Below are 19,381 nucleotides of genomic sequence, written 5' to 3'. Positions count from 1 at the left end.
GACCGCACCGCGCCGTCCGATACCGGCCGGCCGCATACTGACCTGATGGCAGAGACCTCCGACCTGCGGGTCCGCGCGCTCGACCCCCTGCCCGCGCCCGGCGAGATGCGCCGCGAGCTGTCGCTGGGCACCCCCCGCAGCGACCTCGTCACCACGTCCCGCCGCGAGGTGCGCGACGTGCTGCGCGGCGAGGACGACCGCCTGCTCGTCATCGTCGGCCCCTGCTCCGTGCACGACCCGGCGGCCGCGCTCGACTACGCCCGCCGGCTGGCGCCGGTGGCCCGCGAGCTGTCGGACGACCTGGTGGTCGTGATGCGCGTGTACTTCGAGAAGCCGCGCACCACGGTGGGCTGGAAGGGCCTCATCAACGACCCGCACCTGGACAGCTCCCACGACGTGCACCACGGCCTTCGCCTGGCGCGCGAGGTGCTGCTGGGTGTGCTCGACGCGGGCGTGCCCGCCGCGTGCGAGTTCCTCGAGCCGACCAGCCCGCAGTACATCGCCGACGCCGTGACCTGGGGCGCGATCGGCGCGCGCAACGCGGAGTCGCAGGTGCACCGGCAGCTGGCGTCGGGGCTGTCGATGCCCGTGGGGTTCAAGAACGCGACGGACGGCGACGTGCAGATCGCCGTCGACGGCTGCATCACGGCGGCGAGCGAGCACACCTTCTTCGGGGCGGACGCGCAGGGGCGCGCGGCGGCCGTCGAGACCACCGGCAACCCGGACTGCCACGTCATCCTGCGCGGCGGGCGCGGGGGCCCGAACTACGGCGCGAAGGACGTGGCCGACGCCCTGGCGGTGGCGCGCACGTCCGGCCTCGGCGGGGCCGTGGAGGCGGGTGTCGTGGTGGACGCGTCGCACGGCAACTCCGGCAAGGACCACGTGCGGCAGGCGGAGGTCGTGCGCGAGATCGCCGCGCGCCTCGCCGAGGGGGACCGCGACATCACGGGCCTGATGATGGAGAGCTTCCTGGTGGCCGGCGCGCAGAAGCCCGGCCCGCTCGACGGACTCGTCTACGGCCAGTCCGTGACGGACTCGTGCCTCGACTGGGACACCACCGCCGACCTGCTCGCCACCCTCGCCGCCGCCGTCCGCGCGCGCCGGGAGGGCTGAGGCCGGTCGACGTAGCACCTGGTGACGGTTCCCGGCACGGAAGCGTCACCAGGTGCTACGTCGATGCGCGAGTTGACGACCGCGGCCGTTGTCGATCCCTCGAGCGGGTGAAAAACGATGCCGGGGTTCCGCGGAAATGTGCCGTATCGATAGGTTCCGGACGGGCCTGTCCGGGAGGGGCGGCCCGGGCGGCCGCACGACGGCCGCCGCGTGCCGCGACGAACGGTGGACAACGGTGTTTCGACGACGTCAGGCCCTGGCCACGCTCGCGCTCGCGGGCCTTCTCGTGACGGGAGGGGTCACGTCGGCGGGCGCGACCGTCGCCGCCGCCTCCGCGACACCGAGTGGGTCGACGACGGTCGCGGCGCATGACGCCGCCCCGGTGACCCTCGACGGCATGCCCCGCGCGTGGACCGCGCTGCGCAACGGCCTGCCGGCGAGCGCGAGCGGGTTCGGGTTCGACGGGGAGCGGTTCGTCGGGCAGTGCGTCGGGGAAGGCGGTCCGGGGTGTGCGGCGTCGGGCGTGCAGCGCGTGGCCTACGACTTCGGCGACCTGGGCGACCCGGCGGCGCTCACCGACGGCTCCGTGGTCGCCGCCACGCTGTCGCTGCCTGTCGGTCAGGACCAGGGGTGCGGCGTGCCCGGGGTCCGGGTCGACGTCGTCCCGGCGGTCACGCCGGAGACGACCTGGGCCGGCACGGCGGCGAGCTGGCGCGCGACCGGCACGGACCTGTCGGCGGCCGGGTGCGGAGGCGACCGCGTCGTCGAGGTCGACGTGACCGCCGCCGCGCGGCAGGCCGCGCGGGCCGGCCGGCCCCTGGCGTTCGGCCTCGCGGGCGACGAGGACTGCCGCGGGTGCGGCCGGGCGTCCTTCGGCCCCGGGGCGACGCTCGCCGTCGAGCTGCGCCCGAGCGACACCGTCGTCGCGCTCGGGACCCGCGACCCGGAGACGCCGTGCGTGGTCGGCGACGACCGGCCGGCCGTGCGGAGCACGACGCCCCTGCTGGCCGCCGAGCTCTCCAACGACCGGGAGCCGTTCGCGACCGCGATGAGCGCGGTGTTCTCGCTGCGCGACCTGGCGTCCGGCGACGAGCTGTGGCGCAGCGACCCCACGACACCGCAGGCCTCGGGCTCGGTGCACACCGTGCGCGTGCCCGCCGGCGCGCTCCAGCCCGGCGGCACGTACGCGTGGTCCGCGCAGGCGGTGCTTCCGAGCGGCGCGCTCTCCGGGGAGGAGGTCTGCGAGCTCCGGGTCGACGTGCAGGGCCCGGGGGAGACGGTGGTGACACCGGTCGAGGGGTACCCCGCCCTCTATCTCGAGGACCAGACCGCGGGCGGGCTCTTCCAGACCGGCGGCTTCCGGTTCGACGTCCCTGGGTCCGAGGGCGTGGCGTACGTCCGCTACTCGTTCCACGGTGACGCGATGCTGGACCGCGCGGCACCCGGAGAGGTCGTCGAGTTCACGCCGGGCGCCGCCGGCTCGGTCGTCCTGTACACCCAGGCCGTCGACGAGGCCGGGAACGTCGGCCCGCGAGGCGCGTACCGGTTCGTCGTCGCCTCCCCGGTCGCGCAGGGCGGCACGTGGTGGTTCGACGAGCTGGCGGGTACGACGGCGGCCAGCTCGCTCCCCGCCGACCACCCGCTCGCGCTCTCCGGGGCGGACCTGTGGTCGCCGGGCGTGCTCGGGACGCCGGACGATGGTGCGCTGACCTTCGACGCCGGCACCGACGTCGCGACCACCGACGACGCCGTCGTCGACCCGGCGGGCAACGTCACGGTGGCGGCGTTCGTCCGTCCTGCGTCGGACGGGGGCGTGGCCCCCGTCGTCGCGCAGGGCAGCCCTGCCCGCACCGGCTTCGCCCTCGGCACGGTCGCCGACGGGTCCTGCACCTCGCCCACCGGCACGTGCTGGGCGTTCTCGGTGGCCACCGGCGACGGGTCGACGTCCGCCACGGCGGTGTCGACCGTCGCCCCCGAGCCGGAGGCATGGACGTTCGTGGTCGGGATGCGCAACGCGACGACCGGCACCGTGGAGATCTGGACGTGCCCGCTCTCCGGGTTCGGCGACGTCACGCGGACCGGCCAGGCCGCGGCCGCGTCGCTCAGCGGTGGCGCCGAGGGGCCCCTCACGGTCGGGGGCGGCGCCTGGCGGGGGAGCATCGACGGGCTGCGCGTGCTCGACTCGGTCCAGGACGTCTCGAAGCTGCGGCGCTGGTGCTCCGGGGCGCGCTGACGCTCAGGACCAGCCCTCGGCCCCCTGCACCCACGGGCTGACGCGCACGGTGGCCCCGTCGAGCACGTCCAGCTCGGCGGGGCCGCCGCCGTCGGGGTCCCGGGACGTGAGCCGGGCGGGGTGGGCGTCGGGGACGGGGACGACGTCGACAGCGGTCGTCACGTCCGGGTCGTTCGCGGTCGACATCGCGCGCCACTGCACCGTGGCCAGCGCCCGCTCGCCCGGGGGCACGACGACGCGGGCGGGGACGACGCCGGGGTCCGACGGCTCGACCGTCACCTCCTGAGGCGCGCCGTCGGCGTCGCGGAACACCAGGTCGGGGACGCCGTCGAGCGCGCACGGCCGGCCGGACACGTTCTCGGCGTGCACGGCAAGGTACCGGCTGCCGGCGGCGGCGTCCGGCGGGCCGAGCGTGAGGCGCAGGTCGTCCGCCGTGCAGCCCGGGGCGCGGTCGTCCGCCGGCCACGGGACGACGTCGCCGGGCACGGGCGTGGCGTGCTCCGCGGGCTTCGGCGGTGCGGCGTCCCCCACCCAGCCGTCGAGCATGGTCGCGTACCCCGGCTCGGCCAGCGAGTAGGCCACGGGACCGGCCAGCCCGGACGCGCGGGCCGGGTCCTCCAGCCAGCGCACGAGCTCCCGGGCCTCGGGTGACGACGTGGGCACGGCGAGGGCCACGGTCAGCCGGGGCGCCGTCGACGCGGCGAAGGCGGTGTGCGCGACGCCGCCGCGGCCCGAGGTGCGCGCGGCGAGCCCGACCGCGGCGACGTCGGGCACCGCGCCGTAGGAGTCGTACGTCACCGTCCCGTCGGCCGTCCCCAGCGACACCGGGAGGGACTCGCGCGCCGCGAGGCTGGCCAGGCCGGGCAGGCCGTCGGCGTCGGCCGCGTCGGCGGTCGCCGTGCCGACCCGCACCGCGCCCCCGTCCCGCAGGGTCACGGCGGAGGCGACGGCGTCCGTGGCCCGACGGGCCGCCCCGGGGGCCGCGTCCTCGGACAGGCTCGCGGCGGTGCCGCCCTGGATCTCGTCCCGGACGGGCACCGACACCGACACGGGCGGGACCGGGAGGCCGCCGAAGGACCGGGGCTTCCCGACCTCGACCTCGAGCGACGTCGCCAGCTCCGTGCCGGGGACGGCGACGTCCTCGACGACGCCGGCGGCCTTGCCGGCGGCGCGTCCGGCCTCGTCGGCGTCGAGCGCGTCGTCGAGCCGCACCGTCATCGTGGAGCGGGCCACGACGACCCCCAGGTGGGCCGACCCGGCGACCGCGTAGTCCGCTGTCGCGTCGACGACGCCCGGCACGCGCTCGATCTGCCGCTCGGCGGCGCGCAGCTCGTCGGGCACCGGGTCCCAGGGCCGCCAGACGGCGAGCAGCGTCGCGAGGCCGGTCAGCAGGAGGGCCGCCGCCACCAGGGCGGACGTGCGTCGTCGGGTCACGACGGGAGCCTGCCAGAGCAGCCGGGCGGACCTGGGCGCAGCCTGTGCAGATGCGCGGGAGGGTCAGCCCGCGAACGCCTCCAGCTCGGCGCGCGGCACCTTCCGCCGCGACCGGATGAGCTCCTCGACGTCGTCCATGCGGTCCCACACGTTGACGGCCATGCCGGCCTGCACCTCGCCGTCGCGCAGCCAGAACGCGACGAGCTCACGGTTCTCGGCCGAACCGCTGAGCACCACCTCGGTGTCGTCGGCGCGCGGGTCGACGAACCCCTTGTACTCCATGCCCACGTCGTACTGGTCGCTGAAGAAGTACGGCAGGACGTCGTAGGCGGCGTCGTCGCCGAGCATGGCGCGGCCGGCGTGCGCGCCGGTGTCCTGCGCCACGGCCCAGTGCTCCACGCGCAGCGGGCGGCCGTAGTGCGGCGACGGCACGGACGCGATGTCGCCCGCGGCGAAGACGTCGGGCGCCGACGTCCGCAGGGAGCCGTCGACGACGATGCCGCCGCCGAGCTCGCGGCTCCGGAGCTCCAGGCCGGCGGCCGACGCGATGCCGACGTTCGGCGTGACCCCGACGCCCATCACCACGAGGTCGGCCTCGAGGTGCGTGCCGTCCGCCAGCTCGACGCCGTTCACCCGGCCGGACTCGCCGGTGAAGGCGACCACGTCGCCGCGGTGCCGCAGCACCCCGCGCTCCTCGTGCAGGCGCCCGTACAGGGACCCGAGCTCCGCGCCGAGCGGCGCCTGCAGGGGGTGCTCCAGCTGGCCGACGAGGCACACGTCCAGCCCCAGCATCCGGGCGGAGGCGGCGACCTCGGTGCCGATCCAGCCGTCGCCGACCACGACGACCTTGCCCTCGCCCTCGAGCGACGCCGGCAGGAGGATCCCGGCGAGCAGGTCGGCGTCGTCCACCGTCCGCAGCGTGTGCACGCCGATGAGGCTGCGCCCCGGCACCTGCAGCGCGCGGGGCGTGGAGCCGGTCGCGAGCAGGAGGCGGGAGTAGCCGAGCGTCGAGCCGTCGGCGAACGTCACCTCGTGGTCGGCGGGGGAGAGGTCGACGACGGTGGTGAGCGTGCGCAGGTCGATCGCGTGGTCGTCCCACCACCCCGCCTTCAGGGGGTAGATGACGTCGGCCTCGGCCTGCCCCCGCAGGTAGTCCTTCGACAGCGGCGGGCGCTCGTACGGGCGGTGCCCCTCCGAGGTGACGACGACGAGGTCGACGTCGCCGTCCTGCTCGCGCACGGCCTCGACGGCCCGGGCGGCGGCCAGGCCCCCTCCGACGACGAGCAGGGGTGCGGTGGACGACTCGGGCATGGTGACTCCTGACCGGCGGTGACGAGGGCTCGACCCCGACATTTCCACAGTTCGGGGATGCTGGCGACCGTCCGCCCGGGCGAGGTCAGGGCAGCTCGCGGACCGTCGCCATCGTGCGCGCCATGAGCCCCGGGACGTCCGCGTCGCGGACCCCGTCCAGCAGCCACTGCCCGAGCTGGACGGAGGCGTCGACCACCGCCCGCACGCGGGGGGCGCGGCGCGCGGCGTAGGCGTCGAGGAGCGCGTCGTCCCAGGTGTCGGAGCCGGCGAGGAGCTCCGCGAGCACCGTGGCGTCCTCCAGGCCCAGCGCCGCACCCTGGGCGAGGGTGGGCGGGCAGCAGTGCGCCGCGTCGCCCACGAGGACCACCCGCCCGCGGTGCCAGGCGCCGTCCACGACGAGGCGCGAGAACTCGCTGTAGTTCACGGCTGCCGGGTCGGTGAGGGTGGCGGTGATCGCCGGCCAGTGGCCGCCGTACGCGCCGGCGAGGCCGCGCACGTGCGCGAGCGCCTCCTCGGGAGCGGGCAGGGCGCCCGGGTCCGTCACCAGGTACGCGTAGATCGACGAGGGCCCGGTGGGGCAGTAGCCCGCGATGTAGGCGGGCCCGCCGTAGGCAAGGTCCGTGCGGTCCAGCCCGTCCGGGCGCGGGGCGACGGCGCGCCACACCGCCATGCCCGTCGGCTCGGGGACGTCGGGGATGCCGACCGCCGCCCGGGTGCGCGAGCCCACGCCGTCGGCCGCGACGACGAGGGCGAACCGGCGCTCCTCGGTGGTCCCGTCGTCGCCGTCGAGCCGCACGAGGACCCCGTCGGCGTCCTGGTCGAGCACGTGCGCGCGCACGCCCTCGCGCACCCGTGCCCCGCCGGACCGCACCGCGTCCGCGAGGACCCGCTGCAGGCGCGGGCGCTCGGTGCCGAACGTCGCGGGCAGGTCGTCGCCGCCGGCCCGCACGCTCTGCTCCTCGAACAGCACCGTGCCGTCCGGGGTGGTGATCCCGGTGGTGTCGAAGCCGCACCCCGACGCCAGGACGTCGTCCCAGACGCCGACCTCGCGCAGCGCCCGCAGCGCGTTGCCCTGCAGCGTGATGCCGGAACCGGCGGCGGTCGCGCGTCGCGCCTCGACCAGCTCGACGTCGATCCCCGCGCGCCGCAGCAGCACGGCGGTGGCGCTCCCGGCGATCCCGCCCCCGACGACCAGGACGGTGGATGGCTGGCGCATGCGGGATCCCCTGACTCGAGCGGATGGGCGACCGAACCGGTCAAACAGAGGATAGAGGACAGAACGGTCGGACGGGTGGCTAGTGGGTGGTGACGGGAGCCGTGTAGAGGCCCGGTGTGCAGCCCAGCTCTCCGGGCTCCAGGAGGATCCGGTCGAAGTCGGTGAACCGCCACGTAGGTCCGCCGTCCGGCCGCACCGCCACGATGCAGTCGCGCGCCTCCGTGACGCCCACGGCTGCGACGAGCTCGTCCTTCGCACGATCCGCCCGGATGACGTCGACTCCGGGGAAGACCGCTCGGAGAGCCGCCTCCGCGTCTTCTGGGCTCGCGCCGTCGGGGAGCTCGTCCAGCACGCGCCGTGCCTCGTCGCTCGCTCTGACGTCGAGGGACGGTGGCGTCGTCGGCAAGGGTTGAGCAGGCGACAGGTCGGTCGGGCACTCGACCTCGTCGTAGTCGGCGACGTCGTCCGGGTCGGGGGCCCGGACGGCGAACCGCCAGCACGACGTCGAGCTGCCCGAGTCGCGACCCGCGTCGCCCATGACGCTGTCGATCTGCGCCACCTCCACCGAGACGGCGACGTCGATCAGCGCTCCGTCACGGTCGCCAGAGGCCCCTTCCCACGCCAGGGGGACGACCGAGAAGGTCACACCGACCTCGTCCTCCGGCAGCCGGGGCGACACCACGGCACGCCGCTGGACGATCGTGGCGGCGTCCGCGGGTTCGTCGTAGGACGGCTCGATGTCGTCGGCGATCCCGATCGCGATCCGCTCCCCGAGCTCCGCGGCCAGAGCGTCGCCGTCGTCCGCGACGAAGGCGCCGGCCGCGACGCGCAGGGGGCCGTTCACCGCTCTGTCCACGATGATGACGGTCGCGACAGCGGCCACGACCGCCAAGAGCGCGATGAGGCCCAGCATCTTCGCGACGAGGCCGGCCCTGCGACGTGTGCCCTCGGCGTCGATCACGCGACGATCCTGGCGGACCGGTGCCCGGAGCGCCAGCCCCCGCCCAGGTGCGGCTGCGCCCCGACCCGCGCGGCCCAGGCTTCTCCCGACACGTCACCCCCGACCCGCGCACGGACACTGCGGCGACGGTGCGGTGCCGCTGGGCGGCGCCGCACCGTCGCGGTCGGAGCCGGGCTCAGCAGCTCCTCTCGGGCACGGATCCCGGCCCGCACAGCGGCGGGTCGGCCGCGGGTGCGGAGTCCCGGACGCCCTGCTCCAGCAGGGTGTCGCGCATGAGCTGGTCGCCGTCGCCGTCGAGCCAGCGGTGCTCGAGCATGCTGCCGTCCGCCGGGTCCAGGACGATCACCTCGTGTCCCATCCCCTCGTCGGACGCGTCGCGCTCGATGGCGGTGCCGCGCCGGCCGGAGGCGGTGGTGGCCCGCCCGACCAGCTCGACGTCCGGGATCGTCGCCGCGACCTCCCACAGGGCGCGGCGCACGGCGGGCGGCGTGGGGCTGCTGCCCAGCAGGCTGATGGCCTGCACCCACAGGTCGTGCTCGCTGCCGTAGCCGGACGGGGGGATGCGGTCGAGGAGGTCGTGCCGCAGCTCCGTGGCGTCGGTCGGCAGGTTCTGGAGCTCGTCCCAGGTCAGGGACACCCCGTCGCCGTACATCGGGGCGCCGCCCGAAACCAGGTCCTCGACGAGCACGGTGCCGTCCTCGTCGGTGGACGACCCGTCGCGCATGACGCCGCCGTCGGGGGACAGCCAGATCTCCCTCGTGAAGACGCCGCGCTCGTCCGCCGTCTCCTGGCGCGAGTACCAGTACTGGCCGGGGCCGACCGCCGGCTGCTGCGCCGCGGCGGCCGCGGTCTCCAGGAGCACCGCCTCGGCCGACGACGCGGGCGTGGTGGTGAGCACCCCCGCCGTGACGACGGCCGCCACGGCGGCCGCGGCGGCGGCGAGCCGGACGCCGAGACGCCGCCGGGACGTCGTGCCGCGGCGGACCGTGGGCACCCCGCCGGTCCGTGGCGGGGCGGCCGTGATGCGCTGGAGGAGGGCCTCGGCCCGGATCGCCTCGGCGTCGGTGAGGGTGGGCGTGCCGGGCACGGGGTCGGCCTCGGCGAGCATGCGGAGGACGGGGTCGGACGTCAGCTGGGTGTTCACGGCTTGCCTCCGGGGGCGACGGCGTGCGCGGGGCGTGGTGCGGGGGACGGGTGCGGCACGGACGCGGCGGGGCCGGCGTCGACGTCGCCGACGAAGCCGCGGAGGCGGCGTCGGGCGCGGGTGAGACGGACGGAGAACGCGGCGCGCGTGCAGCCGAGCACCTGCGCCGCCTCCCGCCCGGTGAGCCCGTCCCAGGTGACGAGGGCGAGGACCTCGCGGTCGGCGTCGCCCAGCCGCCCCCAGGCGAGCCGCAGGTCCATGGACGCGGCGGCGGACGCGACGTCGTCCTCGGGCAGCGGGTGCTCGGCGGCGGCGCGCAGCTCGAGGCGGCGACGGCGGCCCTGTCGCCGGCGGTCGTCCGCGAGCAGGTTGCGCGCCACACCGAACAGCCACGGGCGCACCTCGCGCGGCACGCTGTCCCACCGGTCCCACGCGATGGTGAACACCTCGGCGGCGAGGTCCTCGGCGACCTGGTGCTCGACGCGGCGTCGGAGGTAGCCGAGCACGTCGGGATACGTGCTGCGGAACACCTCGCTGAACACGTCCTCGGGGCCCGGCGTCACGGGCTCATCTTCTTCGTCATACCCCTGCATGGTCCGGAGGCGCTCAGGTGCAACACAGGTTTCCTGCGCGGCGTCTCACGTGGTGTAGCCCACCGGCGTCGCACGCGGGCGCGGAGGATCATGCGGCCATGCGATCCGACGACCTCGACCTGGCGCTGCGGGCGGCGCTCTCCGGCGCCGCGCTCGGCCTGGAGTTCTTCGCGCACGTGCAGGACCTCGCGGTCGAGCACAAGCTCGACCGGTCGGTGGTGACCCGGGCCGACCTCGAGGTCGAGGAGGAGGTGCGTCGCGTGCTCCTCGCCGAGCGGCCCGACGACGCGTTCCTCGGCGAGGAGACGGGCGAGCTGGGGTCCGGCCGGCGCCGGTGGATCCTCGACGGTATCGACGGGACGCTCGTCTTCGTCGAGGGCGACGACCGGTGGCAGACGCTGGTCGCGCTCGAGGAGGACGGCGAGGTGACCGTCGGCGTCGCGATCGTGCCCGCGCAGCACCAGGTCTGGTACGCGGCACGAGGTCGGGGGGCCTTCGTCGCGGACGTCGCCGGCGGGACCGTGGTCCGGGAACGGCGCCTCCGCGTCGCCGAGCCGCCGCGGTCCCTCGGGGAGGCGCGCACCGCGGTGCTGCCGCCGGTCGCGATGGTGCCGGCTCCGTACCGGGCCGACGTCGACCGGCTGGTGCCCGCCGTCGAGCCGTCCGTCGACCCGTCGGGGTGGCGGGCGCACGGCGCGCTGCTCGTCGCGGCCGGCGAGCTCGACCTCGCGGTCCAGGTGGGCGGCAAGGTGTGGGACTACGCGCCGCTGTCGCTGATCGTCACGGAGGCGGGCGGCGAGTTCACCGGCGACCGGGGACAGCGGCACCCGGTCACCGGCACCGGCGTGTTCGCCTGCGACGACGCCACCGCCTCGGCCGCCCGCGCCGCCGTCGTCACGGGGTGACGTCAGCGGGTTCCGGCCCGGGCACGGCGTCCGGGGGCAGGGAGTCGAGGACGCGCCGGCGCAGGAGCTCGTACTGCTCCCGGTGGTACCGGGGGGCGTCGGGCGGACGGACGACGACCTGCCCGCCGACCACCGTCTCCTCCGGGCGGAACTGGTCCCCGGTCAGGTCCACGTCCGAGCCGTCCGGCAGCCTGTTCCAGTAGTGGTGCCCGATCTGCGCGCCGTCCACGTGCACCTCGGCGAGGACGAGGTCGCCTCCGAGGATGTCCTGCACGACCAGCGCCGTCATCCCGCACTGGTCGCGGGAGGGCGTGGCCGGGTCCCACTCGTCCTTCATGTGCGGGTAGCAGGTGTCCGGCCCCCAGGCCGCGAGGAAGAGCTCGCGAAGCTCGTCAACGGTGATCGTCATGCCCCGATCCTGGTGGCGGGCACCGACACGACCGCACCGGCACGACCTCACCGCCGCGCGCTGCGGCGTCTTGCTCGGTCCCAGACGAGGTAACCGGCCGCGAGCACCGCCGGGATGCCCGACGCGAGCTGCAGCAGCAGCGGCGGTCCCGGCACGGTGGGCAGGTCCGGCCACCAGGCGGTCAGCTCCTGGAGCCGGGGCACCTCGGCGATCACCTGCGGCACCACCCGGAGGAACGCGATCGTGAGGTTGATCAGCACCCCGACGACCAGCGCCGTCCACGCGGCGAGCCGTAGTCCTGTCTGCGGGTTGTCGTGCCCGCGGTCGACGCCTTCGTGCATCGTGACCTCCTCGGGACGGTCGCACGGTGCGCCGTCGAGGACGACGCTAGGCAGCGCGGAGTCGCGGACCCATCCCGCGCGATGCACTCTTCGTGGTGGTGCAGGCGCTACCTTCTGCCGCTCCAGGCCGTCCCGGCGGAGGTGTTCGCCTACCGTGTGGCGGGAGAGAGACGAGGGCTTCGTGCGGCGCGACACGACACCGTGGACCAGGGCGGCAGGGCGGCTGCTGCCTGCCGTCGAGCTCCTGGGCGGCGGGCTGGTCACGAACGTGCTGGCCTTCGGCGCCACGCTCCTCGTCGTGCCGGTCCTCGTGACGTCCCTGATCGGCATCGGGTACCTCGCCTGGCCGGCCGCGGCCGCCCTGCTGCGCCGTGTGAGCACCATCGAACGGTCCCGCATGGCGCGCGCGGGGGTGCTCGTCCCGGCGCCGTACGGCCTGGCCCGGACGGGCACCCCGCGGTCCGAGGCCGGTGCCCGCGCGTCGGTCGTCCGGGACCCGGCGACGCGGCGCGACCTCGCCTGGTGCGTGCTGCACGGGACGGTCGGGCTGCTGCTCAGCATCCTGACGCTCGTCATGGTCGTCCTCGCGCTGCGGGAGGTGAGCTTCGTGCTGTGGTGGCGCACGGTCCCCGCCGGCGAGGCCGGCACGGCGCTGGGCCAGCCCGTCACGACCTGGGGCGGGGCGCTCGCGGTGCTCGCGAGCGGGATCGCCTGGTCCGTCGCGGTGGTCGCGGTGACGCCCGGCGTGGCCGCGCTCCAGGTGCGGCTCGCGACGTCGCTCCTCGCGCCCGCGCCCTCGGTCGACGCCTCCCTCCGCGTCGCGGAGCTCACGCGCACGCGGGCCGACGCGCTGGCCGCGCACGCGGCCGAGCTCGAGCGCATCGAGCGGGCGCTGCACGACGGCGTCCAGAGCCGGGTCGTCGGCGTGAGCGTCATGCTCGGCCTGGCGCAGCGGCGCACGGCGGCGCTGGCCCCGGGCCCGGAGGTGGGGCCTGCCCTCGAGGCGCTCGTCGCCGCCCAGTCCGCGGCCGAGGACGCCCTGCAGCAGCTGCGCACCGTGGTCCGCGACCTGCGGCCGCCCGTCCTCGCCGAGCGCGGGATCGAGGGCGCGCTCGCCGGGCTGGCCGCGGCGTCGGACGTCCCGTGCCAGGTCGTGTGCGACCTGCCGACGCCGCTGCCCGCGGCCGTCGAGTCCGCCCTGTACCAGGTCGCCGCCGAGGGCCTCGCGAACGTCGTGCGGCACGCCTCGGCCACGTCGTGCGCGTTCGACCTCAGGGTCGTCTCGGACCGTGGCGCGTCCGTGGCGCGCCTGGTGATCGAGGACGACGGTGTGGGCGGCGCGGAGGCCCGCACCGGGACGGACGCGGCCGGCGGGGGCGGGCCGACGACGCCCGGCACGGGACTGCGCGGCATCGCCGCGCGCGTCGGTGCGCTCGACGGCACCCTGCGGATCAGCAGCCCCGAGGGCGGCCCGACGCGGCTGGAGGTGGAGGTGCCGTGCGCGTCCTGATCGCCGAGGACGACACCCTGCTGAGGGAGGGGCTCGCCATGCTCCTCGCCGGCGAGGGGCACGAGGTCGTCGCCGCCGTCGGCGACGGGGAGTCGTTCCTCGCGGCGCTGCGCGACGAGGTCGCGTCCGGCCGCCACGTCGACGTCGCCGTCCTCGACGTGCGCATGCCCCCCTCGCACACCGACGAGGGCATCCGGGCGGCCGTCGCCGCCCGCGGCCTGCAGCCGGGCATCGGCCTCGTCGTGCTGTCCGCCTACGTCGAGCAGGCCTTCGCCACTGAGCTCTTCCAGGCCAGTTCGGGCGGCCTCGGCTACCTGCTGAAGGAGCGCGTCGGCCGTGTCGACGACTTCCTCGAGTGCTTCGCCCAGGTCGCCGCCGGGGGCACCGCCGTCGACCCGGAGGTGATCGCGCAGCTGCTCGTGCAGCGCTCCCGCGCCGACCCGCTCGCGCCCCTGACGCCGCGAGAGCTCGAGGTGCTCGGCCTCATGGCCGAGGGCAAGGGGAACGCCGCGATCGCGGCCCGCCTCGTCGTCTCGCCCGGAGCCGTGCACAAGCACATCCGGTCCATCTTCGCGAAGCTCGGCCTCGCCCCGGACGACGACGCGGACCGTCGCGTCATGGCGGTGCTGCGCTACCTCGCGGCCCGTCGCTGAGGGGTTGCGGCGTCGTGCTCTGACACGCCCGGCTCTGCGACGGGCGGTGCGGGACGACCGCCTAGGCCGAGTGCCGGGGGATCGATCCCGGCGGCGGGCCGGGGCTCTTGGGCTCGTCAGGGGTGTCGTCCGCGGGACGTGAGGTTTCGTCGGGCCGGCGGGCCAGGGCTCTTGGGCTCGTCGACGGGGTCGCCGGCGCGACGTCTGCCGGGGTGCGCGGGAGCCCCGGGGCTCGTCGGTTCGGTGGGATCGGTGTTCTCTGGACCGCTCACGACGTGTCTCCTTCGGACGTGGAGTGCGAGCTGCGCTCGTACCTCGATCCTCGTCCGGTGGCACCATGCCCGCACGGGCGACGACCAGGACACGTCGTGGTGCACACCGGGCGCCCCTCTGTGACCGTTCCGGCGCCCCCCGTGGGCAAGGCAAGAGGCCCTCCGTCCAGCGTTTCCGCTGGTCAGAGGGCCTCTCGGCTGGTCGGGGTGACAGGATTTGAACCTGCGACCTCTTCGTCCCGAACGAAGCGCGCTACCAAGCTGCGCCACACCCCGAAGGACTCGCCCACGCACGGAGAACCGAAGCCCTCCTGCGGAAGCCTGCCCAGAATAGCCGACGATCGGGCCTGGACGAAAACGAGATCCGCCTACCGGGCGGTGAACGTGAGCAACGTCGCCTCGGGGCGGCACGCGAAGCGTACGGGGGCGTACGGCGAGGTGCCCGCGCCGGCCGACACGTGCAGCCAGGCGGAGCCCCGTCCGCCCGTCTCGTCGGGCCGCGGGCCGGGCCAGCCGTGCAGGCCGCTGGCCCGTCGGCGGTCGATGTCGCAGTTCGTGACGAGGGCGCCGATGCCGGGCAGCCGCAGCTGCCCGCCGTGCGTGTGACCGGCGAGGACGACGTCCGCGCCGTCCGCGTGCATGCGGTCCAGCACGCGACGGTACGGGGCGTGCGTGACGCCCAGGTGCAGCACGGCGTCGTCCCCCTCGGCCGGCGCGGGGGCGGGGAACTCGTCGCGGTCGAGGTGCGGGTCGTCCACGCCCACGAGGGACAGGAGGCGGCCGTCGGCCTCGACGACGTCCCGCCGGTTGCCGAGGTCCTTCCACCCCGCGGCGCGCATCGCGTCGGCGAGCTCCTCAAAGGGGAGCTCGGCGGGGCGCGTGTGCGCCACCCGGGTGTCGCGCTTGAGGTAGCGCGCGGGGTTCTTCGGCACGGGGGCGTAGTAGTCGTTCGAGCCCATGACGAACGCGCCCGCCGCGGTGGTGAGCAGCGGCGACAGCGCGTCCAGCAGCGGCCCCAGGGAGTCCCGGTGCGCCATGTTGTCGCCGGTGTTCACCACGAGGTGCGGCTCGAGCGCGGCCAGCGACCGCACCCACGCCACCTTGCGGTTCTGCGACGGCGTGAGGTGCAGGTCCGACACGTGCAGCACGCGCAGGTCGGGCTGGCCCGCGGGCAGCACGGGCACGGTGTGCCGGCGCACCGTGAAGAGCTTCGTCTCCACGTGGGCGTACGCCAGGCCCGCGATCCCGGCCGCGGCGACGCCGCCCGCCACCTGCCAGCCGCTCACCGCGGTCAGTTCTTGCCCCACTCGTCGGCGAGCGCGTCGGTGATCTCGTTCCAGGCGGTGTTCGCGTCGGCGCGGCCGCTGTTGCCCTTGCCGTTGCCGCCGCGGTCGTTGCCGCCCTTGTCGCCGCCCTTGTCCCCGTTGTCGCCACCGGAGTCGCCGTGGTCGCCGCCGTTGTCGCCGTCGTCCCCGGAGTCGCCGCCGTCGTCCGACGTCGAGGGCGGGGGAGCGGTCACGCCGACCAGCTTCGGGTCCGCGGCGCCGAAGTCCTCGACCGGCAGGTCGGCGACGGCCTGGTCCATGTAGGCCTTCCACGCGGGGGCCGCGACGCTCGAGCCGAAGAGGTGCGGGTAGCCCGTCCCGTTCACGTAGATCGGGCCGTGGTAGTGGTCCTCGTTCGGCTTGTCGGCGTTGCCCACCCAGACGGACGTGGAGAGGTTGGGCGTGAAGCCCGTGAACCACGTCTGCGAGGACAGCTGCGAGGTTCCGGTCTTGCCGGCCACGGGGCGCCCGTCGGACAGGCCGCCGCCGAGCCCTGCCGCCGTACCGCTGCTGGAGAAGACCTTCTCCATCGCGTACACCACGGTGTTGGCGACGTTCTCCGGGAGGGCGTTCTTGTCGCAGTGCGCGCTCGGGACCTTGTAGTCCTTGCCGCCGGGGCCCGAGACGGACGTGATGGCGACCGGCGAGCAGTACGTGCCGCCCGAGGCGAGCGTCGCGTACATCGCGGCCATGTTCAGCGGCGACGACTCCTGCGTGCCGATGAGCATCGGCGCGAAGATGTCGATGCTCTTCTCGGTCGGCTTGGTGACCTTGCCCTCCTTGGAGTTGGTCGGCCGGAAGCCCATGTCCCAGGCGGTGCTGCGCAGGTCGCAGAGGTTGAGCTGGTAGCCCATCGCCGCGAACGCGGTGTTGATGGACTTGTAGGTCGCCTCGAGGGCGGAGATGTACCCGACCTCGACGCCCTCGGAGTTCGCCGGGGCCCAGGCCGTGCCGCCGAGCCGGCCGATGCACGGCGTCTGGAAGTCACCGGGCAGCCGCGCGACCTTGGTCGCGTTGACCCGCTCGGACAGCGTGTGGCCCTCCTTCAGCCACTCGGCGAGCACGATCGGCTTGAAGTTCGACCCGACCTGGAAGCCGCCGGACGCGCCGTGGTTCGCGTCGGCCGAGTAGTTCACGCGCGTCGTGTTCTTCCCGCCCGCTGACGGCGTGTACGGGATGTTCTGCGCCATCGCGATGATCTTGCCGGTGCCGGGCTCCACCGAGGCGATGGCGGACTGCAGGCCGCTCGAGTCGTCGGCGGGGACCGCGTCGCTCACGGCCTTCTGCGCGGCCTTCTGCTTCTTCGGGTCCAGCGTGGTGTGGATCTCGAGGCCGCCCCGGTACAGCAGCTGCTGCCGCTCGGCCTTCGTCTTGCCGAACGCCTTGTTGGTGACGATCTCCTTGGTGACGTAGTCGCAGAAGAACGCGGCGTCGCCCGCGGCGCTGCACCCGATCTCCGTGGGGTTCACGTCGAGGGTGTCCTTGACCTTGGTGGCCAGCGCCTCGTCGCGCTCCTGCGTGGAGATGTACCCGAGGCTCCACATCTTCTGCAGCACCAGGTCGCGGCGCTCCTTGGCGTCCTTGCGGTTCACCGTCGGGTCGAAGCGGCTCGGCGACTTCGTGATGCCCGCGATCGTGGCCGCCTCGACGACGTTCAGCTCGGAGGCGTGCTTGTTGAAGTAGTAACGGGCCGCGGCCTCGACGCCGTAGATGCTGCGCGAGCCGAACTGGGCGGCGTTGAGGTAGCCCTGGAGGATCTCGTCCTTGCTCATCGTCTTCTCGAGGGAGATGGCCATCTTCGCCTCGGTGAGCTTGCGGGAGATCGAGTCCTCGCTGGCCTGGATGACGGCGAACTTGTCGCCGTCCTGCAGCGCCTGGTCGATGAGCATGTTCTTCACGTACTGCTGCGTCAGCGTCGACGCACCCTGCGTGGCGTGCCCGGCGACGTTGTTCGCCATCGCGCGCGTCATGCCCTGCACGTCGATGCCGCCGTGCTCGTAGAAGCGCTCGTCCTCGATGGCGATCACGGCGTGCTGCATCGTGTCCGAGATCTCGTCCAGCGGGACGACGATGCGGTTCTGCGCGTAGAACGTGGCCAGCAGCTTCCCGTCGGCCGCGTAGATGCGCGACTGCTGCGACATCGGCCGCGGCTCCAGCTCGGCGGGCACCTCGTCGTAGATCGCGACGGTGCTGTCCGCGGCCACGTTGGCCCCGGCGACGAGCGGGATGACCAGCCCGGCGGCGAGCACGCCGCCGACACCGGCCGCGAGGACGAACGCGAGCAGGAGGGCGACGAGCTGGGTCGCCGGCATCGTGCGCGTGATGCGACGGGGGTCGGATTTGGCCATGCCCACCAGGGTACGGGGTGGGCCTGAGGCGGCACGGCCGCGACGGGCGTCCCGCTGTGCAGATCGTGTGGACCCGTCGTGGGAGCGAGGGGACGGCGGCACCGGCGGTCGCTGGTTACGATCGCGCCATGGCTACCACGTGGGAGTACGCGACCATCCCCCTGCTGATCCACAACACCAAGGCGATCCTCGACCAATGGGGTGCCGACGGCTGGGAGCTCGTCCAGGTCGTCCCCGGCCCCGACAGCACCAACCTGGTGGCGTACCTCAAGCGCCCCTCCGGCGGCCAGTGATGAGCGCCACCTCGCCCGAGGCCCGCCTCGCGGAGCTCGGCATCTCCCTGCCCGACGTCGCCGCGCCCGTCGCGAGCTACGTCCCCGCCGTCCGCTCCGGCCGCTACGTCTACACCGCGGGCCAGCTGCCCTTCGTCGACGGTGCGCTCCCGCTGACCGGCAAGGTCGGCGCGGGCGTCACCCCGGAACAGGCTCAGGACCTCGCGCGCACCTGCGCGCTCAACGGCCTCGCGGCCGTGCGGTCCCTCACCGGCACGCTCGACGGCGCGCGGATCGTCAAGGTCACCGGCTTCGTCGCCTCGGACCCGTCGTTCACCGGCCAGCCGGGCGTCATCAACGGCGCCTCGAACGTCCTCGGCGAGATCTTCGGCGACGCGGGCATCCACGCGCGCAGCGCCGTCGGCGTCGCGGTCCTCCCGCTCGACGCCCCGGTCGAGGTCGAGCTGATCGTCGAGCTCGAGGGCTGATCGTCGAGGCCGTGCTCCTGGCCGCCACCTGAGAGCGGAGCAGACGGAAGGGGCGTTCTTCGCCCGGTCGTAGAAGTTCCCGAAGTGGAGCGCCCCCTGGGGCGCGTGAACGCGACCGGGCGAAGAACGCCCCTTCCGTCTGCGGCCGGCACCGTGACCCGGCGAGGCGCTACCGGGCGCGGCGCTCCAGACGGTCGATGTCGAGGAGGACGACGGCGCGGCCCTCGCGGCGCACCCAGCCGCGGGTGGCGAAGTCCGCCAGGGCCTTGTTGACCGTCTCGCGGGAGGCGCCGACGAGCTGGGCGAGCTCCTCCTGCGTGAGGTCGTGCGCCACGCGGATGCCGTCGTCGTTGGGCTCGCCGAAGCGGGCGGAGAGGTCGAGCAGCGCCTTGGCGACGCGACCGGGCACGTCGGAGAAGACGAGGTCGGCCAGCGTCTCGTTGGTGCGGCGCAGGCGGCGGGCCAGCGCGCCCAGCAGCGTCGTGGCGACGCTGGGGTGCGCGGCGATCCACTGCACGAGGGCGTGGTGACGCAGCTCGTAGACGAGGGCGTCGGAGACGGACGACGCCGTGGCGGTGCGGGGGCCCGGGTCGAACAGCGACAGCTCGCCGAACATCTCGCCGGGGCCGAGGATCGACAGCAGGTTCTCCCGGCCGTCGCTCGACCGGCGGCCGAGCTTGATCTTGCCCTGCGCGATGACGTAGAGCCGGTCGCCGGGCTCGCCCTCGCGGAAGAGGACGTCCCCACGGGTCAGCTCGACAGGGATCATGGACTCGAAGAGCGCCTTCGTCTCCTCGGTGTCCATGTCCGCGAAGAGGGGGGCGGAGAGCACGACGGTGTCGTCCACAGGATT

General features: G+C 74.6%; 18 protein-coding genes and 1 tRNA gene. 7 read left to right on the top strand and 12 right to left on the bottom strand.

The window, feature by feature from the left end:
• Positions 1-45 precede the first annotated feature (45 nt).
• Positions 46-1,113, top strand: coding sequence for a 3-deoxy-7-phosphoheptulonate synthase (locus ACFWDO_RS12825; protein WP_380316724.1), 1,068 nt, complete (start codon positions 46-48; stop codon positions 1,111-1,113).
• A gap of 235 nt (positions 1,114-1,348) precedes the next feature.
• Positions 1,349-3,346, top strand: coding sequence for a LamG-like jellyroll fold domain-containing protein (locus ACFWDO_RS12820; RefSeq protein WP_380316722.1), 1,998 nt, complete (start codon positions 1,349-1,351; stop codon positions 3,344-3,346).
• Positions 3,347-3,349: 3 nt separating this feature from the next.
• On the opposite strand, the gene ACFWDO_RS12815 is transcribed toward ACFWDO_RS12820, so the two are convergent.
• From ACFWDO_RS12815 to ACFWDO_RS12790, 6 genes are all read right to left on the bottom strand, one after another.
• On the bottom strand, positions 3,350-4,780 hold the full coding sequence (locus ACFWDO_RS12815; RefSeq protein WP_380316719.1) for a DUF4232 domain-containing protein: 1,431 nt from the start codon (positions 4,778-4,780) through the stop codon (positions 3,350-3,352).
• A gap of 63 nt (positions 4,781-4,843) precedes the next feature.
• The gene (locus ACFWDO_RS12810) at positions 4,844-6,091 is read right to left on the bottom strand and encodes an NAD(P)/FAD-dependent oxidoreductase (protein ID WP_380316716.1); all 1,248 of its coding nucleotides are present in this window, start codon (positions 6,089-6,091) and stop codon (positions 4,844-4,846) included.
• A gap of 85 nt (positions 6,092-6,176) precedes the next feature.
• Positions 6,177-7,307, bottom strand: a complete 1,131-nt coding sequence (locus ACFWDO_RS12805) for an FAD-dependent monooxygenase (RefSeq protein ID WP_380316713.1) — start codon at positions 7,305-7,307, stop codon at positions 6,177-6,179.
• A 79-nt stretch (positions 7,308-7,386) separates the two neighbouring features.
• Positions 7,387-8,268 carry a hypothetical protein gene (locus ACFWDO_RS12800; RefSeq protein WP_380316710.1) on the bottom strand — a complete coding sequence of 294 codons (882 nt, stop codon included), beginning with the start codon at positions 8,266-8,268 and terminating at the stop codon, positions 7,387-7,389.
• 175 nt (positions 8,269-8,443) lie between these two features.
• Entirely contained in the window at positions 8,444-9,412 is a 969-nt protein-coding gene (locus ACFWDO_RS12795) for a CU044_5270 family protein (protein ID WP_380316707.1), read from the bottom strand.
• Entirely contained in the window at positions 9,409-9,975 is a 567-nt protein-coding gene (locus ACFWDO_RS12790; RefSeq protein WP_380316704.1) for an RNA polymerase sigma factor, read from the bottom strand. Before ACFWDO_RS12790 ends, ACFWDO_RS12795 begins: the two co-directional genes overlap by 4 nt.
• Positions 9,976-10,103: 128 nt before the next feature.
• Here ACFWDO_RS12790 and ACFWDO_RS12785 point away from each other — a divergent pair, with 128 nt between their 5' ends.
• Complete coding sequence (locus ACFWDO_RS12785) at positions 10,104-10,910, top strand: inositol monophosphatase family protein (RefSeq protein WP_380316701.1); 807 nt, start codon at positions 10,104-10,106, stop codon at positions 10,908-10,910.
• Here the strand turns inward: ACFWDO_RS12785 and ACFWDO_RS12780 are convergent.
• The gene (locus ACFWDO_RS12780; protein ID WP_380316698.1) at positions 10,900-11,319 is read right to left on the bottom strand and encodes a hypothetical protein; all 420 of its coding nucleotides are present in this window, start codon (positions 11,317-11,319) and stop codon (positions 10,900-10,902) included. The two genes, ACFWDO_RS12785 and ACFWDO_RS12780, sit on opposite strands and share 11 nt — an antisense overlap.
• A gap of 47 nt (positions 11,320-11,366) precedes the next feature.
• On the bottom strand, positions 11,367-11,660 hold the full coding sequence (locus tag ACFWDO_RS12775) for a hypothetical protein (RefSeq protein WP_380316695.1): 294 nt from the start codon (positions 11,658-11,660) through the stop codon (positions 11,367-11,369).
• Positions 11,661-11,814: 154 nt separating this feature from the next.
• On the opposite strand from ACFWDO_RS12775, the gene ACFWDO_RS12770 reads away from it, so the two are divergent.
• Both ACFWDO_RS12770 and ACFWDO_RS12765 read left to right on the top strand, forming a co-directional pair.
• Complete coding sequence (locus ACFWDO_RS12770) at positions 11,815-13,170, top strand: sensor histidine kinase (protein ID WP_380316692.1); 1,356 nt, start codon at positions 11,815-11,817, stop codon at positions 13,168-13,170.
• On the top strand, positions 13,158-13,823 hold the full coding sequence (locus ACFWDO_RS12765; RefSeq protein WP_380316689.1) for a response regulator transcription factor: 666 nt from the start codon (positions 13,158-13,160) through the stop codon (positions 13,821-13,823). Before ACFWDO_RS12770 ends, ACFWDO_RS12765 begins: the two co-directional genes overlap by 13 nt.
• A 471-nt stretch (positions 13,824-14,294) precedes the next feature.
• Here the strand turns inward: ACFWDO_RS12765 and ACFWDO_RS12760 are convergent.
• The 3 genes from ACFWDO_RS12760 to ACFWDO_RS12750 form a co-directional block, all read right to left on the bottom strand.
• Positions 14,295-14,371, bottom strand: a tRNA-Pro gene (locus ACFWDO_RS12760).
• A 92-nt stretch (positions 14,372-14,463) separates the two neighbouring features.
• Entirely contained in the window at positions 14,464-15,381 is a 918-nt protein-coding gene (locus ACFWDO_RS12755) for a metallophosphoesterase (RefSeq protein WP_380316686.1), read from the bottom strand.
• 5 nt (positions 15,382-15,386) lie between these two features.
• Positions 15,387-17,768, bottom strand: coding sequence for a transglycosylase domain-containing protein (locus tag ACFWDO_RS12750; protein ID WP_380316684.1), 2,382 nt, complete (start codon positions 17,766-17,768; stop codon positions 15,387-15,389).
• 128 nt (positions 17,769-17,896) lie between these two features.
• On the opposite strand from ACFWDO_RS12750, the gene ACFWDO_RS12745 reads away from it, so the two are divergent.
• Positions 17,897-18,061, top strand: coding sequence for a DUF4177 domain-containing protein (locus ACFWDO_RS12745; protein WP_139820690.1), 165 nt, complete (start codon positions 17,897-17,899; stop codon positions 18,059-18,061).
• Positions 18,061-18,528, top strand: a complete 468-nt coding sequence (locus ACFWDO_RS12740) for a RidA family protein (RefSeq protein ID WP_380316681.1) — start codon at positions 18,061-18,063, stop codon at positions 18,526-18,528. Before ACFWDO_RS12745 ends, ACFWDO_RS12740 begins: the two co-directional genes overlap by 1 nt.
• A gap of 169 nt (positions 18,529-18,697) precedes the next feature.
• On the opposite strand, the gene ACFWDO_RS12735 is transcribed toward ACFWDO_RS12740, so the two are convergent.
• Positions 18,698-19,375: a Crp/Fnr family transcriptional regulator gene (locus tag ACFWDO_RS12735; protein ID WP_380316678.1), complete on the bottom strand. Its 678-nt coding sequence runs from the start codon at positions 19,373-19,375 to the stop codon at positions 18,698-18,700.
• Between the last annotated feature and the right edge of the window lie 6 nt (positions 19,376-19,381).

Origin of the sequence: Isoptericola sp. NPDC060185, from assembly GCF_042728595.1 — a bacterium.
Classification (GTDB): domain Bacteria; phylum Actinomycetota; class Actinomycetes; order Actinomycetales; family Cellulomonadaceae; genus Isoptericola.
This window is presented reverse-complemented; position numbering and strand designations above follow the sequence as displayed.